This window comes from Peribacillus sp. Bi96 (assembly GCF_918698115.1).
Lineage (GTDB): Bacteria > Bacillota > Bacilli > Bacillales > DSM-1321 > Peribacillus.
Window position 1 is genome coordinate 91,284 of sequence record NZ_CAKKLV010000010.1, and the last position, 16,360, is coordinate 107,643.

General features: G+C 41.7%; 16 protein-coding genes. 3 read left to right on the forward strand and 13 right to left on the reverse strand.

What is annotated here, in order from left to right; genetic code table 11:
- Positions 1–5: 5 nt before the first annotated feature.
- The 10 genes from flgL to LQ203_RS14315 all read right to left on the reverse strand — a co-directional run bounded on the left by flgL (position 6) and on the right by LQ203_RS14315 (position 9,179).
- On the reverse strand, positions 6–884 hold the full coding sequence (flgL, locus tag LQ203_RS14270) for a flagellar hook-associated protein FlgL (RefSeq protein WP_230159046.1): 879 nt from the start codon (positions 882–884) through the stop codon (positions 6–8).
- A gap of 15 nt (positions 885–899) precedes the next feature.
- Positions 900–2,459, reverse strand: a complete 1,560-nt coding sequence (gene flgK / locus LQ203_RS14275; RefSeq protein WP_230159047.1) for a flagellar hook-associated protein FlgK — start codon at positions 2,457–2,459, stop codon at positions 900–902.
- A gap of 30 nt (positions 2,460–2,489) precedes the next feature.
- Positions 2,490–2,978, reverse strand: coding sequence for a flagellar protein FlgN (locus tag LQ203_RS14280; protein WP_230159048.1), 489 nt, complete (start codon positions 2,976–2,978; stop codon positions 2,490–2,492).
- A 78-nt stretch (positions 2,979–3,056) separates the two neighbouring features.
- Positions 3,057–3,320 (reverse strand): flagellar biosynthesis anti-sigma factor FlgM, encoded by a 264-nt coding sequence (flgM, locus tag LQ203_RS14285; RefSeq protein ID WP_230159049.1) that lies wholly within the window; start codon positions 3,318–3,320, stop codon positions 3,057–3,059.
- Positions 3,321–3,536: 216 nt separating this feature from the next.
- On the reverse strand, positions 3,537–3,956 hold the full coding sequence (locus LQ203_RS14290; protein WP_230159050.1) for a TIGR03826 family flagellar region protein: 420 nt from the start codon (positions 3,954–3,956) through the stop codon (positions 3,537–3,539).
- Positions 3,957–4,055: 99 nt separating this feature from the next.
- Entirely contained in the window at positions 4,056–4,748 is a 693-nt protein-coding gene (locus LQ203_RS14295) for a ComF family protein (protein ID WP_230159051.1), read from the reverse strand.
- Positions 4,741–6,162 (reverse strand): DEAD/DEAH box helicase, encoded by a 1,422-nt coding sequence (locus LQ203_RS14300; RefSeq protein ID WP_230159052.1) that lies wholly within the window; start codon positions 6,160–6,162, stop codon positions 4,741–4,743. The genes LQ203_RS14295 and LQ203_RS14300 overlap by 8 nt, the downstream gene beginning before the upstream one ends.
- 105 nt (positions 6,163–6,267) lie before the next feature.
- Entirely contained in the window at positions 6,268–7,110 is an 843-nt protein-coding gene (locus tag LQ203_RS14305) for a DegV family protein (RefSeq protein WP_230159053.1), read from the reverse strand.
- A gap of 195 nt (positions 7,111–7,305) precedes the next feature.
- Entirely contained in the window at positions 7,306–7,989 is a 684-nt protein-coding gene (locus tag LQ203_RS14310; RefSeq protein ID WP_230159054.1) for a response regulator transcription factor, read from the reverse strand.
- 47 nt (positions 7,990–8,036) lie between these two features.
- Positions 8,037–9,179 (reverse strand): sensor histidine kinase, encoded by a 1,143-nt coding sequence (locus LQ203_RS14315; protein WP_230159055.1) that lies wholly within the window; start codon positions 9,177–9,179, stop codon positions 8,037–8,039.
- A 622-nt stretch (positions 9,180–9,801) separates the two neighbouring features.
- On the opposite strand from LQ203_RS14315, the gene LQ203_RS14320 reads away from it, so the two are divergent.
- Entirely contained in the window at positions 9,802–10,437 is a 636-nt protein-coding gene (locus tag LQ203_RS14320) for a YigZ family protein (RefSeq protein ID WP_230159056.1), read from the forward strand.
- Positions 10,438–10,615: 178 nt separating this feature from the next.
- Positions 10,616–11,641: an LCP family protein gene (locus LQ203_RS14325; protein WP_230159057.1), complete on the forward strand. Its 1,026-nt coding sequence runs from the start codon at positions 10,616–10,618 to the stop codon at positions 11,639–11,641.
- Positions 11,642–11,823: 182 nt separating this feature from the next.
- Here the strand turns inward: LQ203_RS14325 and LQ203_RS14330 are convergent, their stop codons facing one another.
- The 3 genes from LQ203_RS14330 to LQ203_RS14340 form a co-directional block, all read right to left on the reverse strand.
- The gene (locus LQ203_RS14330) at positions 11,824–12,873 is read right to left on the reverse strand and encodes an MraY family glycosyltransferase (protein ID WP_230159058.1); all 1,050 of its coding nucleotides are present in this window, start codon (positions 12,871–12,873) and stop codon (positions 11,824–11,826) included.
- A 79-nt stretch (positions 12,874–12,952) separates the two neighbouring features.
- Positions 12,953–14,056, reverse strand: a complete 1,104-nt coding sequence (locus tag LQ203_RS14335) for a glycosyltransferase family 4 protein (protein ID WP_230159059.1) — start codon at positions 14,054–14,056, stop codon at positions 12,953–12,955.
- Positions 14,057–14,075: 19 nt separating this feature from the next.
- A complete protein-coding gene (locus tag LQ203_RS14340; RefSeq protein WP_230159060.1) occupies positions 14,076–14,819 on the reverse strand; it encodes a WecB/TagA/CpsF family glycosyltransferase in 744 nt (247 codons plus the stop codon).
- A gap of 110 nt (positions 14,820–14,929) precedes the next feature.
- On the opposite strand from LQ203_RS14340, the gene LQ203_RS14345 reads away from it, so the two are divergent.
- Positions 14,930–16,360: an O-antigen ligase family protein gene (locus LQ203_RS14345; protein WP_230159061.1), complete on the forward strand. Its 1,431-nt coding sequence runs from the start codon at positions 14,930–14,932 to the stop codon at positions 16,358–16,360.

Genomic DNA, 16,360 nt, shown 5'->3' on the forward strand with positions numbered 1-16,360 from the left:
ATAGCTTAGCGAAGAAAATCCAATAAACTCGGTTGCATGATTTTTGCCCCGATACTTAATGCAGCACTATGGACACTTTCTTGGGTCGTCAAATCCATGATCGCTTTTTCGATATCGACATCCTCATTTTTCGAAAGGATTTCGGTAGCAAAGACCTCCTGCTGCTTAAGGCGGTCCGTCATCAGCTCAATCCGATTCTGCCTTGCGCCAACCTGGGCCTGCATGCCTAAGAAGGTATTTATCGTTGCGTCAAGCCCTTCAAGCATGCCGCTCACGTCGCCGCCGTTTTCCAGTGCATCAATTGTTTTGTCGATGCTCCCACCATTTGCAAGCGCTTCTCCAAAAACCTTCGAACCGTCCGTATTGATTTTAAGGGAAATCCCGGAAAACACTTCAAGGTTTATGTCCCCTTTGCCATATACGATATTTCCATTGGCGTCTTTAACGGACGAAGGCTTCACATTCGTATCCTGACCGTTGAAAATATATTTCCCGCCGATCTGTGTGTCACCAAGTGTTACGAGATGTTCTTTTAATTGCTTGATTTCCTCTGAAATATTTTTCAATTGTTCGCCTTCATACGTTCCATTGCTGGCCTGAACCGTTAGCTCGCGAATCCGTTGCATGGCAGAAACTGCTTCACTAATGGCATCATCCGTGCTGTCGATCCAATTTGTCGCCTCAGAAATGTTGCTCTGATACTGCCCTATTTGATTGAGATTCGTCCTGTATCCCATTCCCATCATGGCTGCAACAGGATTGTCCGATGGTTTAGTAAATTTCTTTTGAGTAGATACCTGCTCTTGCAGCTTGGCCATCTTCTCGTAACTGCTGCTTAAATTGCTTAACATATTATTGGTTAGCATCGATTGCGTTACCCGCATGTTCGTTCACTCCTATTATCGGCCTACAGTACCCATTCCGTTTATGATTTTATCGAGCATTTCGTCCATCATCGTCATCATTCTTGCAGAAGCGTTGTATGCCTGCTGGAATTTGATCATATCCGTCATTTCTTCATCGAGGGATACGGAGCTTACTGACTCCCTATTTTGATTAACGGATGTAGCGAGCACGACAGAGTTGGAAAGGTTCTTTTGGGCACTTTGGGAATCCACCCCAAGCTTGCCGATGATTCCTGAATAATAGGAGTCGAAGCTTCCTGCCAATTCCTTTGAATTTTGGTCCTTAGTCGAGTACTCACTAAACGCTTTCTTCTTCAGGTCAGCCAGGAGTTTAGCATTTTCATTATCTCCGGATGCCCCTCCGCTTTTACCGCCTGCGGCAATTTTCGAGGGATCTTTTACGATCTCACTGTTCACCTTGATGCTTTGGGCTGCACTTTTGCCTGGTTCAATTTCAAAGAAGTTCAATGTGGACGTTTTACTGTCACCTAACGCATATCCTTGTTTATGGATGGCATTAAACTCATTCACAAAAGCCTTCGTCATATTATCGAGCTTTTTCAGCATATCAGGGTAAGCTCCCCCGATCGTGCCATCATCCTTTTTATAGCCAAAGCTGTTGATCAAACCTGATAGTTCTCCTGAGAATTTGAAATCCGTCATTATTTTCGAACCAAATTTCACGCCATCTACCATGCCTGTCGTTTTATCATAGTTAACTTCGAGCTTCGACGTTCCTATCATCCCAGTTTGGTTAACACTGACTAGATTGATAGGCGGCGTATAGGATGATCCATCTTCTTTCATTAATTCGATGTTATATAGCCCTGTAGCTGCATCACTGGCCCTGCCGTAATCCGTCGGGATGACGTTAGTCACTTTTATACTGACAAGCTGAGAGAGGTTGTCAACAAGTACATCACGTTTATCATAAAGGTCATTGGGGATATAACCATGGGGCTCCACTTTACTGATCTGTTGATTAAGTTGATCAATACTGCTAATGAGCGTATTGATTTCGTTCGCTTTGACGTTTATCTGATTTCCGATATCCGTTTGAACGCTGGTCAGCGAGTTGTGGTAGTAATTAAGGGTATCCGCGACCATTACGCCCGTCGAGGCAACAACTTCACGCGCCCCTGAGTTTTCCGTATTGGCCGTTAATCCCTGCAGTGAATTCCAGAATTTCTCCATTGTTGCGGCTAAACCGCTGTCGGTTGGTTCGTTCATGATCCCTTCCATTTTCGTCAAGGATTCGCTCATGGCCCCGTAATAACCGATTTTATTATTTTGTGTCCTGTACTGCGCGTCCAGGAAACTGTCCCGGATCCGCTGTACCGTTTCTGCCGCTACTCCGGTACCGATTTGACCGGCTACCCGCGGGCTGTTCAATCCGACAGTAGGAAAGCCAGACGTCTGCACCAAATTGACCCGCTGCCTTGAATATCCTAATGTATTGGCATTGGCCACGTTATTTCCAGTTGTATACAAAGCACCTTGAGAGGTGGATAACCCGCGCTTAGCCGTCTCAAGACCCATAAAGGTTGAAATCATTTACTCAAACCTCCATCTTTTTTCTGTTTCTTATGCTTTTGAATCAAACATTCCCATGCCGCTTTTTGCCGGTTTTTCAACCGAGTTCCCGTAATTCAGGTTCTGATTCTGCGGCCTTAGCATATCCAAAGAGACATTGATGAATTGAAGGGATTGATAGATCAATTGCTGATTTAGACTGTTCCGCTCCTTCAACTTAAATACCTCATCCATCAATTTAGCTTTTAACCGTTCAAGGATTTCCGTTTCAATTGGTCCTGTTAATTCCGTTACGGTCTTGATGGAGGCCGAATGTCCCTCAATTCCATTTGCCGCAAGATATTCCGCAACTGCCTCTTCTCTTTCCTTATCGGTTTGATTGATTGCTTTAATATGCGTTTGTTCCTGTATCAGCAGGGCTGTAATTGCCTCTGTATCATTTGCTTTCAAAATGGCCGTTTTTCTAATCGCTAATTGATTGAAGCTTTTATGAAGTTTGATCAATTTTCCAAGCGACTCGATGATGTTCCGTACAGACATTCCCACTGCCTCCTCTGCTCATAAATGAAGGACGGAGAATGGTTCCGTCCACTTCCTTTAAACATTTTCATTGAGCGTTTATTTCTTGTAAAAATCTATCAGACCCTTAGCGGTCGCTTGTGCATTCAATTTATAATTTCCGTTTTCCACTTGACTTTTCAGTTCATTCACTTTGGCTTGTCTTGCAGCAGGAATGGAAGATTGTTGCTGCATTTCTTTTGCCGCTGAAGAAATTTCAACTTTATCCGAGGCATTGACCTTAGATTCTTTGATATTCCCCGCTTTATTGGCTTGAAGATTATATGGGTTAACACCTGTCATACCGACGTTATTGATTTTCATATTCCAGATCCTCTCCTTCGGTTGATTTTTTAATCCCATTATATTACGATTCCTTCACAGACCATGAGAATGGGTCTGGACTGTGTGATTCTCCCTATCGTTATTATCGACAAGGAAGGGATATCTTTTATGGTTTCTTGTAATCTTACCACCTATTGACGATCATCGTTCTCAATATCGAATATTTTAACAAATCATTAATCATGTTGCCATGAATTATCCTTTTTGATCATCCTTCATGTAATACGCATTTTTTTTATTATTTTCTCGCATGTTACTTAGGCGCTTTCCCTCATTTTCATATGCCTGCAAATCCATAACGAGGGAATCGCTGCATTTGCCGCATAACTTTCCGCTCTTGATGTGAGTGCCGCATTTTTCACAAGGAATGCCTAAATTGGGGAAATGCGCAATCCTCAGCTTACCTGTTCTCACAAATTTTATAATCAAATTTTCTTCCACGCCTGTGTCCTTGACCACTTGTATCATGGACGCCGTTCTATTAACTTTCTTGCGAATATATGCATAAACTTTATCATATTGGGCTTCCTCTTCTTTATAACAGGCATCGCAAACATCACGGAATTTCGTCATAACGAATAATGAATGACAATTTGGACAATTGAATACTTCCATTGAGGCCCCTCCTTCACCTTCACAACGATTATTCTTCAGTATTGTATATATCGAATAATACGAGCGATACTTTAGGGAAGTTCATTAAAATAAGCTGTTTCACCTAGCCAGAGTAATGGAAGATACGCCTTTCGCCCCAGCTGTCATTAATGCCTTGGCAGCGTGCCTGAGGGTCGTGCCCGTCGTATAAATGTCATCGATGATCAGAATGGATTTATGCTGCAGCAAATCCGATTGTGTGACCTGAAAAACCTGCGGTAATGCCATCCTCTCTCGACGTGATTTTTTTGATTGTTTTTCCGTATGGATCCGCGTTAAGACATCAACAGTAAGCAGTCCAAGAAGATCTGCCAAAGCCTGTGCCTGGTTGAATCCACGCTCCCTAAGCCGTTCATCACTAAGCGGAATGACCGTTACCAGGTCAAACTCCATATCCTTTAGCCTATCTTTCAAAAAAGGGACGAAAATCCCAACCAATGCATAATCGCCTCGGTACTTATATTTGGCAATAATATCTTTTAGGTATTCATTATAATGAAAAAGCGATATGTTTCTGGATAAATAGCCTGCCCATTCCTTATTCCTTTCCCATCTTGAGCAATCCAGACAGTGGTCACCGGTGCTGTAATTCCCGTCCATCTCCCTTGAGCAGATTGAACATGTTTCTCCGGTTATCACATGAAGCTTCCCCTCACATCTTTCACAGATTGCCTTTGCCTCAGACCGCTTGAACAGGCTCCCCCACGTCAACGCTTCTTTTATTCCTTCATCACAAACGAGGCATCTACTCATCCAGCAGCCCCCTTTTTGAGGCAGCTTCATTCATCATTCGGATATGGTTAATCGTCTCGACCATGGCTTTACTTTTACCATAATGAAAAAAGGTAATCGTCCCTGTAGGGTGAATTTTGCTTCTCCCTACACGGCCTGCAATCTGAACGAGGGCACTATCTGTAAAAACGTCATGCTCAGCACCAATCACGGCTACTTCCAACCGTTCAATCGTGACGCCTCGTTCCAGGATGGTCGTGGTCAATAATCCTGGAACCTCGCCATTCCTTAATGCCATGACTCTTTCTTTTCGATCTGGGTGTTGTGAGTGAACGAAATTCAATTTAGGGGATAGCATTTGAAACAGCGGAATGACCTGCTCCATCACTTGAATGCTTGGAAAAAACAATAAGAAGGGGATATTCTGCTGTAGGCGTTCACTCACCCACCTGTTAATTACCGGTGGAATCTTTTTCTTAAGAAATTGTTTTTGCCAGTTACCGCACCACTTCATTTCAGGGACAGGGATCGGCTGACGATGGTAGCGGGCTGGGATTGTCACAGCTTCCAATTTGCCGTTTCGGTATAATCGTTGCATACGTTTCGAAGGTGTTGCGGTCAAGTAGATGGTTGCGGCCGAAAACTTTTTCGATTTATTAACCGCATAATGGAGCGAATCATCCGCCGTGTAGGGAAACGCATCGACTTCATCGACAATGATGACATCAAAGGCTTCTATAAAGCGGAAAAGCTGATGGGTCGTGGAAACTGTAAGCGGCGAAAACCCATGGCGATCAGCACTGCCGCCATATAAGGATGAGACATCAATGGAGGGAAAAGCCTTTTTTAACCTTGGTGAGAGTTCGAGAACGACATCCGTCCTTGGTGTTGCTAAACAGATTCGTTTCCCAGCAAGTAAGGCTGCCTCAATGGCTGCAAATAGGACCTCCGTCTTACCGGCACCACATACAGCCCAAACCAGAAATTCACTTTCCCCGCTTACCGCATCAACGACACAGTGCGAGGCCGTTTGCTGCCCTGCAGATAGAGTGCCATCCCAACTCATCAACTTATCAGGAATGGCAAACTGCAAACAGGGACCAGTCCACCTATATAACTTTGCACATTCACTGACCCGTCCCATCATGATGCATGAGCGGCAGTAAGTACAATCCCGATTGCATATCCTGCACGGGAAGGTATAAAACAAGGCTGGATCTCTGTTACCGCAGCGCACACAGTTAAAACGACCATTTTCTGATTGCACGCCGTACGTTTCCGAAACATACCCATTTTTGAGATGCTCGGCGATGAGTTCTTGGGAAAAAGGAATTTCGAAGGCCAAAAGATGTCTTCCTGAGAGATGATTTTGAAGTTCCGAGGAAAAAGGGGGAGAAATGATCATTTGTTCCAAACTGTAACCTTCTTTCTTCATAAATTACACTTCTCCAATATTATTCGCTTTTTACACTCAAATCCCTTTTCCCTCTTTGCTCCACAAAAAAAAGCCTTCCCCATTTTCGAGGAAGGACGTCTCTGCTTATATTTTATACCAACCCATCCCCATCGAGCCTTCGCCCAGATGGGTTCCGATTACTGGACCGAAATAGCTGATGTCGAATTCGACATTCGGGAACCGTGCTTCAAGTTCGGTTTTCCAGTCTTTAGCTTCACTCTCACGCTTTGCATGAATAATGACGGCTTTATACTTCTCCCCGCTTGCCGCATCATCCCCAAGTGAATCAGCAATCCGTTTCATTGCTTTTTTTCTGGTGCGGATTTTTTCGAACGGGACGATGACTTTATCGACAAAATGGAGAACCGGCTTCACTTGAAGCAGACTGCCAATCAATGCTTGGGCACTGCTTAAGCGTCCACCTCGCTGTAGATGGGATAGGTCATCTACCATGAAGTATGCCCTGACGGACGGTTTCATTTCCTCGAGCCTGGCCATGATCTCTCCTGCACCCTGTCCATCAAGTGCCATCTTAGCAGCCTCGATCACATAAAACCCTTGGACCATGCAGCTGATTTCCGAGTCAAAGGCATGAACCTTGATTCCTTCAACCATTTCTCCTGCCGATACCGCACCTTGATACGTACCACTGATGCCACTCGATAAATGAATCGAAATGACATCATCATATTCTTTTTGCAGCTCCTCGAACTTCTCGACAAACAGTCCGATTGGAGGCTGTGAAGTCGTAGGTAATTTATCATGCTTCTTTACTTCCTCATAAAACTCATCCGCAGCAATATCCACTTCTTCCCGGTGAGCCTCATTGGAGAAAATGACATTAAGCGGCATCATATGTATATGTAAACGTTCACGCATTTCCTTAGGTATATATGCAGTGCTATCTGTTACGACTGCGGTTTTCATAAATAGTACCATCCTTATAAAAATTTACTCTATATCTTATTCACCCTTTTATCTGAAAACGCCTTTATTTTCATTAAACAGTTCCTGGATTACCATAAATATGTAAAACCAAAAGTGAGTCCGGCATGCGAAAAAAAAATCCGGCACTTCAGCACGTTACGGAAACTGAAGAGCCGGACTTATCGAAAGCTGCAATTACTTCACTTCTACCCAGCCGTTTTTAATGGCTAGGACAACCGCTTGTGTACGGTCATTCACATTCATCTTCTGAAGAATGTTACTCACATGGTTCTTGACTGTCTTTTCACTGATATATAGAGTTTCGCCGATGGCACGGTTGCTTTTTCCGTCAGCTAAAAGTTGAAGGACTTCACATTCACGTCGAGTCAATAGGTGAAGCGGCCTCCTGATTTCTATTGTATGTACGGAATCACGATCAGCGCCCTCTTCAGCTGCTAAGCGGCGATATTCTTTAACTAAATTATGGGTAACCTTCGGATGAAGGTATGAGCCGCCTTCAGCTACTACGCGAACGGCATCGATTAACGCATCTGCGTCCATTTCTTTCAACAGGTAACCTTGTGCTCCCGTTTTCAACGCGTGCTGTACGTAGTTCTCATCATCATGAATGGAAAGGATGATGACTTTTGTTTCAGGGTAACGGTTCACAAGCATTTTTGTTGCTTCGACCCCATTCATGGTCGGCATGTTGATATCCATGATAACAACATCTGGTTTATGTGCTTCAACGAGATCCATAGCTTCGCTTCCGTCATCGCCCTCGGCAACAACATCAAAGGATGATTCAAAATCTAATATACGCTTAACGCCTTCACGGAAAAGCTGATGGTCATCGATAATGATGATACTAGTCTTCAACGGCTTCTTCCTCCTAGTTTCTATTTATAATGCCTATTCTCTATAATTTATAAATGATAGGGAATTTGTATAAACACCAAAGTGCCTGCGCCTGGTTGTGAATCGATCGTCATTTCACCTTCAAGCAGCTCGACTCTCTCTCTCATGCCTACCAAGCCAAAGGAACCTTCTTTTTGAATTGAAGAATCAAACCCTTTTCCATCATCTTTGACGACGACGGTCACCATCTCTTTGGAAATGGACAGTTTAACTTGAACCTGTTTTGGCTCCGCGTGCTTCAATGAATTTTGTACAGCCTCTTGAACCAGCCTGAATAAAGCGACCTCCATATCGGAAGGAAGCCTTTTGACCTGCCCAAGATTGACGAAATTCAAATGCACGCCAGTATTATAGTCTTCGGTCGTTTGCAGGTACTTTCTGAGGGTAGGTACAAGGCCTAAATCATCCAGTGCCATAGGACGAAGATCATAGATGATTCTGCGCACTTCATATAAAGCATTTCTTACCATGACTTTTAAACTGCGGATTTCCACGATCGCTTCATCAGGACCTCTCTCCCGTTGTACACGTTCTATCAGATCTGAACGCATCATGACATTTGCCAACATTTGAGCCGGACCATCATGAATTTCACGTGAGAGCTTTTTACGTTCCTGCTCCTGCGCTTCGATTATTTTCAAACCGAAGTCCTGTTTGCGTTTAGCCTCTTGAAGCGCTTCCCCAACAAACTTCAGGTCCTGAGTTAAATAATTCTGTACAACCGAGATTTGCGAGACGAGATGTACGGCTTTATCGATCGTCTGCTGTAAACCCCTTAACCTTAATTCAAGTTCATCCCGGCGATTACGGAGCTCTTTCTCCAATTGCCGGTTTATTTGTAAATCGACTTGCAGCTTATGTGCCCTTTCATAAGCATCGCGCACCTGTTCTTCAGAAAAATGGTTGAAGTGCATACTGACTTCGGAAAGCCTTTTTCGAGCAAACCTGGCTTTTGAATCCAGTGCATCGCTGTCGGTTATCACAATGGCGACCCTTATTTTTACATCATCAAGCTCTTTTGTTAATGATTCAAAATCTTTGCGGCATTGTTCGCCGATATCAAAGACTTCATCCTTACTTTCACTAACAGTGCTCACCATTGTTTCTAAGATCTTGTCCAATGCTTTAGCATCAACTTTTTTTATGGACATTAAGATCCCTCCACTTAAATCAAAAGACTTAATCATTATTGTCTTAAAGACTATGTATATGGCAAAAGTTCATTTTCCTTTTTCATGAATGGTCAAATTTGGATGAAGTAACCTTCATGAACATATTGTACCAAAAAAAGAATAAAAATACGTTAATTTCATTACCGGATATTCACAAAATGGACATATATGGTATACATCTCGTATTCATGTCTATTATGGACAACATAATAGTCTACTCTACCTATTAAAGGTAAACGTCCATTTCCATTATCCTAATACAAATGAACCTATTCAATCAAATGGGATATTCCGCTCATTTGATTATTATATGAAACAGATGCATTTATTAAATGGCAAAATCCTTGAAATGAGAGGACATGAAATGGACAAGCAAGGATTTTGGCACAAAACTCAATGTTTTTCCTACAATGTTATTCTTTTAAGCATAAATGACCAACAAATTACAATAACAAACAATAGAACTTATTATAACACGTACAAATTTTTCTTATATTAAAGTTTCTTTACACATACTACATAAAAATGACTGATCATTGCCACATTTTCCTCAAAGCTTTATAATGAATCAACTAATAGGAAGTACGAAGGTGGAATAGTAATGCTTACTCAATATTTAACGGTGACAGGTCGCGGGGAACATGAAATCGTCATTGAAAAGTCCCGTTTTATTTCCCACATCGCCCGTGTCGAAACAGAAGAAGCCGCCCAGGCCTTTATCCAGGAGATCAAGAAAAAGCACAAAGACGCCACACATAATTGTTCAGCCTATATGATTGGGGAACAAAACCAAGTCCAAAAGGCCCTCGATGACGGAGAGCCAAGCGGTACTGCAGGCGTCCCTATCCTTGAGGTTCTTAAGAAAAAAGAACTAAAAGACACCGCAGTTGTGGTCACACGGTATTTTGGGGGTATCAAACTTGGTGCTGGCGGCCTCATTCGTGCTTATAGTAAAGCGACTTCAGAAGGAATAGATACTACAGGTGTAGTCATTAGAAAATTAATGAGGGTCATTTCGACAACTGTCGACTATACTTGGCTTGGAAAATTGGAAAACGAATTGCGGTCTTCCGTTTATCAAATAAAGGAAATTATGTACCTTGATCAGGTCAACATCCTTGTATATGTGGAGGAAACACAAAAAGAAGCATATACCGCCTGGATGACAGAGCTGACAAACGGTCAAGGCATTATTACCGAAGGGGAAATGCTATATTTAGAGCAGGCATTCTCCTGATTTTCTCCTGCATATATTTCCTTTTTTATGCTGTAATATAATTGAAAAGAAATATTTATTTTACGAAATTATTAAATCATTGTAAAATTAAGAGAAATATATGACGAAATATAAACTGTAGGATTCGAAAAATAGCGATTTATGTCTGAAGTTCGCTATTTAAAAGGAGAAGAAAAAGATGTCTACTACTAGGCGTGTCTATAAAATTAAGAAAACAAGGAAAAAAAGACGAAAGAGGCTCTGGTTACTCCTTGTTCCACTGCTGGTACTTGGTCTAGGAGCTACTACGTATGCTGCAACTCTATATATGAAAGCCCAAAATGTATTCAATGATTCCTATGACCCTGTGGAAGCTTCAGCTAAGAGAAGTGAAACGGTCGACCCGCTCGAAGATAATTTCTCCATTCTTTTCATAGGAATTGATGATAGTGATGAACGTGACTATAAAGGAAACTCACGCTCGGATGCTTTAATGTTGGCAACATTCAATAAAGATCAGAAATCTATTAAACTTTTAAGCATTCCACGTGACTCTTATGTGTATGTGCCAGCCAAAGGCGTAACCACGAAAATCAACGCCGCCCATGCGGCCGGTGGACCAAAAGCCACAATGGACACCGTAGAGGAACTTTTCGATGTCCCTGTCGATTACTATGTCCGCATGAACTTTAATGCTTTCATTGATGTCGTCGATTCATTGGATGGAATCGAAGTCGACGTACCCTATGAAATGAATGAAATCGATTCACATGACAAAAAGAATGCCATCCATCTCGAAAAAGGATTACAGACTGTCGACGGTGAAGAAGCATTAGCCTTTGCACGAACTCGTAAGAAGGACAGTGATATTCAACGTGGTGAGCGTCAACAGGAAGTCCTTAAAGCCATTATTGCCAAAGCAACATCTGCTGGATCTTTAACGAAATATACAGACGTAATGGAAGCTGTCGGTGACAATATGACAACGAACCTTCAATTCTCACAAATTAAAGGGTTCATAAAATATGTGACTACCGATAACGGCCTAAATCTTGAAACAATCAAACTTGAAGGTCAGGATTCCACCATAAACGGAACCTATTATTATCAGTTGAATGAAACATCAGTAGCGAATACTAAGCTACTGCTTCAATCCCACTTAAACTTGGGACCTAAAGACGTTACGAATCAAACTGAAGCCGTTCAATCAAAAGTAGAAGAATAAAGTGAAAACCCCACTCCCCAAAGTGGGGTTTTCTTTATTCCTGATGATCCTGGCTACTTGCCTTTCTATCCCACCGGGGGATGAACTCCCTCACCTCCAAAACAAAAAAGCCTCCAACCATATCTGGTTGGAGGCTTTCCTATCTTTCAATACACGAATCTAGTAATCTATTTGCAAAGCAATCATGGTTTGTTTTTAAAATTGAGCATCTTCAGAAGCGGCTGGTAATTTGAATTGACCAAGCCAATTTTCTCCACAAAAATCTCTATGATCAAAAGGAGACCCGTTACAAGGATCAAAGCTCCCCACATCGTTGCAAATGAAAAGATTATCGCAGCTAAGCCAAAGCAGGCAGCTAAAGCATAGATGAGCAAGACAGTCTGCTTATGAGTGAAGCCCAAATTTATTAAACAGTGATGTAAATGGGATTTATCAGCAGCTGAAATCGGCTGTTTATTGACGACCCTGCGGATAATCGCAAAAAATGTGTCTGAAATGGGAACACCCAAAATGATGATTGGCACGATCAAGGAAATCATCGTAACGTTTTTAAATCCTAGCAGGGAAAGAACAGCAATGATGTATCCTAAAAATAGGGCACCTGTATCTCCCATGAAAATCTTTGCAGGGTGAAAATTGTACTTCAAAAAGCCAAGAGTGCTTCCAATCACGATTAATGCAACCATAGCAACGAATAAATCCCCTTTTATAAGGGCCATTGTTGCAATTGTCACTAATGCGATTGTCGAGACACCGCCTGCAAGACCATCAAGTCCATCTATTAGGTTGATGGCATTAATGATACTGACAATCCATAATATAGTGATCGGCGTACTTAAAATACCAAATTCAAGTGTATCGGTAATGAACGGCAAATTGATGAATTCCACTTCTAATCCGCCCCATAATACGATAATGAGGGCAGCTAAAATCTGGCCCAGGAATTTGGGTGCAGCTCTTAATTCATAAATATCATCAGCTATCCCGATCAATATAATCACAAGCGCGCCCACTAGAAGGGGCAATTGTTCCCACAAATCATTCGTAAAAAGTAGGAAGGTAATGAAAAAACTCAAAAATATCGCTAAACCGCCCATGCGCGGCATAATTTTACTATGCACTTTTCGCTCATTCGGTTTATCGGTAGCTCCTAATTTAAAGGCCAATTTTCCGACAAAAGGAGTCAAAAAAATGGATAATAAAAAGGATACCAATAAGGCCCCTATTAACATCAAGAACCACCTCATTTCAACTAAAAATCTTAATACCCGTAACGATCTATAAGAAAAAACCTATATATAATTGCTTATTTTAATTTTTCATCCTCAAATAAACATTATATACGTTTTCGGCTAAAATCTCTATAGAAAAGTTGTTTTTTGCAAATTTTTGTAAATCAAACCCTATCTTTGTCAGTTCTCCGGATTTTTTTAATTCCAAAGCTTTGCAGATGGCCAACTTCAGCTGATTAACATTTCCGATATCCGTAATCCAGCCCTTGCTCCCATCCGGAATCAATTCTATTACTCCGCCAACATCACTTGTGATTGCTGGAAGGCCAGACCTTGCTCCTTCAAGCAACACAAGCGGGAAACTTTCGCTAAAGGAAGTCAATAATGTGACGTCCCCTATTGGATAGATTCTCTCTAAATCTTCACGATATCCTAAAAAGAACACATTATTCGATAAACCCTTTTCCAAGACGAACTGCTCCAAATCCAATCTCCTGCTCCCGTCCCCAACAAGCAACAGCTTTACATGGGGGAATTCCGATATCACTTCACTCAATGCGGCTAAGGCAAATTCATGGCCTTTCACCGGTTCAAGCCTTGCGGGCATGATGATGATGAAATCATCTTCCTCAAACCCTAAATCATCCCTTTGAAAAGGGACAGGCAATTCCTTTTCAAAGTCGATTCCATTTAGGATTTTGGTGATTTTAGACGTATGGATGCCTCGGTCTATCAAGTCCTCTTTAAAGCGATCGGATACAGCCAGGATATGATCGGCATATTGAAACGACCATACATTGAGGTCTGTAAACAGTTTTCCTTTTACACCCTTGCCTAAAAAATCATGATGGGGTGCACTGTGAACAGTAAGAAGCCAAGGGCGTTTAATGAGGCGTTTTAAAAAAGCACCATATATATTCGCACGCGGACCATGAGTATGGATGATGTCTATATTATTTAGACGGATAAAGTCCCTTAAAGGTTTCAAAATTGAAAGGTCATATTTGGAATGTTGCTTGAAAAGTTTGGTTTGTATCCCCGCAGACATGGCCCGCCGGTAAAGTTCACCATCTTCAAATAAACCCAGCATGAACTCCTCTTTATTCAATTGGTTCAGTAAGGACATAATATGAAACATACCGCCGCCAGTTTCATTACCAGCGTTCAAGTGCAAGACTTTCATCCAGGTCCACTCCTTATTTTCAGGAACGCTGTACCCTTTTCCTTAACCGCCTAACTTTGAATACGAATCTTGGCAGCGCAAGCATCCGTTTCCACCGTGAAGGTTGTTGGATTAGTCGGTACAACCATTCAAGACGCATCTTCTGCCAGAAAACCGGGGCGCGGTTCACTTTTCCTGCAAGAACATCAAAGCTTCCCCCAACTCCCATGAAAACACCTTTTTTAAATAAGGGATAATGCATCGAAACCCATTTTTCCTGTCTAGGAAACCCTAATGCAGTCAAAATGATGTCAGGTTCAAGTGCAGCAATGGACTTAGCCAAGTTTTCATCCTTAATATCAATGTAACCATGGTTGTATCCCACTAACTCGATACCCGGGTATTGCTCTTTTGCTTTAAGGGCCGCTGTTTTAATAACATGTTCTTCCGCCCCAAGCAGATATACTTTCAGAGCTTTCTCATCAGCGACCCGAAATAATTCATTCATCAAGTCGAATCCTGTAATCCGCTCTTGTAAAGGTTGATTTAGCCATTTAGAGGCCATAATAATACCAATGCCATCCGGCGTGATGTAATCAGCCGATATAATGATGTCCTTATAATCCTGATGCTCATTTGCATACTCCACTATTTCTGGGTTTGCCGTAACGACAAACGTTTTTTCCTGGTTCATTAATCTTGGATAGATCATCCGATTCATAAATTCATCCATATTGGTATCAATGAATGGTATGGATAGTATCTCAACAAACTTTTCTGTCATTTTTCTTCAGCCTTTCATATGTACTATACATCTAAAGGGTGGGGTATTATTCAAGAAATATTTTCATACACATCATAGAACGTGATTTTGATTCAAAGGTGGTTAATCATTTGAAGTTTCTAGAAAAACATTCATTACCCCTTCTTATACTGTGCCTGCTTGTCCCATTGGCAGTGCCTTACCCTATCACCGGTTACATTGCTACGGCGTTGATGCTCGTTTTTATCGGTATAAATAAAAAAAACCCGTTATTAATTCTATTCATTTATTTCCCTGCCCGTCCCTTATTTATGGAACTGAATAGCGGCTTAACCTATACAGGTGACCTGATTATCCTCACCTTATTCATTTCTTTGCTTATTGAAAGATTCAAGAGAAACGATTGGTCAATTTCGAGGTATCATTTCACAGTGCCCTTTTGGTTGTTTTGTTTAGTTGGGGCCGTAGCTGGACTCACACACGGAGTGGGAATCCTCCCCACCCTATTTGAACTCCGGGCATTGCTTGTTACATTCTTGCTTCTTTACATTATCGGTGAATTAAATCTAGAAAGAAAGGATATCTTTCGCTTTTTGAAGGTAACCCTAATATTTACACTCATACTTTGCCTTCATGGCATCGTGGAGAAAATCTTTTCACGCACGGTCCTGCTTCCCCATGCCTGGGAAATGTGGAACCTTTCACCAACGAACCGAATGAGGATTTATGGGGCACCTGGCAACCCTAATGTATTTGCCTTGTTCTTAAGCATCCAGTTATTTCTAAGTTTCTTTTTATTTCAAGCCCTGAAAAAAAATAAATTCATCGTCTTTCTAGCAGCCATCTTACTTTCTGGAACTTTACTGCTCACCTATTCACGGGGTGCGATGATTGCATTCGGGTTCGCCGCACTTGTCTTCATGGTGTGGACTAAAAATAAATCATTTTTCAAATATGCTATAGGAGCATTGGGTCTCGGCCTGCTTCTCATTTATTACCCGGTTTTATTCGCTTCAAGCAAAGCGGAGATATCCGCAGCCGTTCCCATGGAAAATTTGGTGATTGGCAGCACACCCACTTCCGAACATGAACATGCCCTCTCCAATCGTTTCTCAGAAATGTTCTCTGATAAGACTCTTCACCAGAGTACAGAATGGGGCCGTTTATATGTCTTAATCAAGGGAATTGAAATTTTCAAAGATCATCCCATAATAGGTACGGGGCTGGCTACTTTTGGTGATTCAGCCACCCTTTCCTTTCCTTCACCGATCTATCAGGAATATCAAATCGGTGAAAGGATGTATGCCGATAATCAATATATCCAGATTCTAGTTCAAACTGGGGCGCTAGGTTTTCTCGGAGTTTTTGCATTTGTCCTTCTTGCATTCCGTAAAATCATTATATCGGGAAATGGAACTTTTGCAGTCTTCACCTTCTGCCTGATGTCTGCAGCATTAATAGCAGGACTTTTTTACAATATTCTCGAAGATAAAACGTTTACCCTATTTTTTTATAGTTGTTTAGGATTCTGTTTACAAAAGGACATTATTTTAAAGGATTGA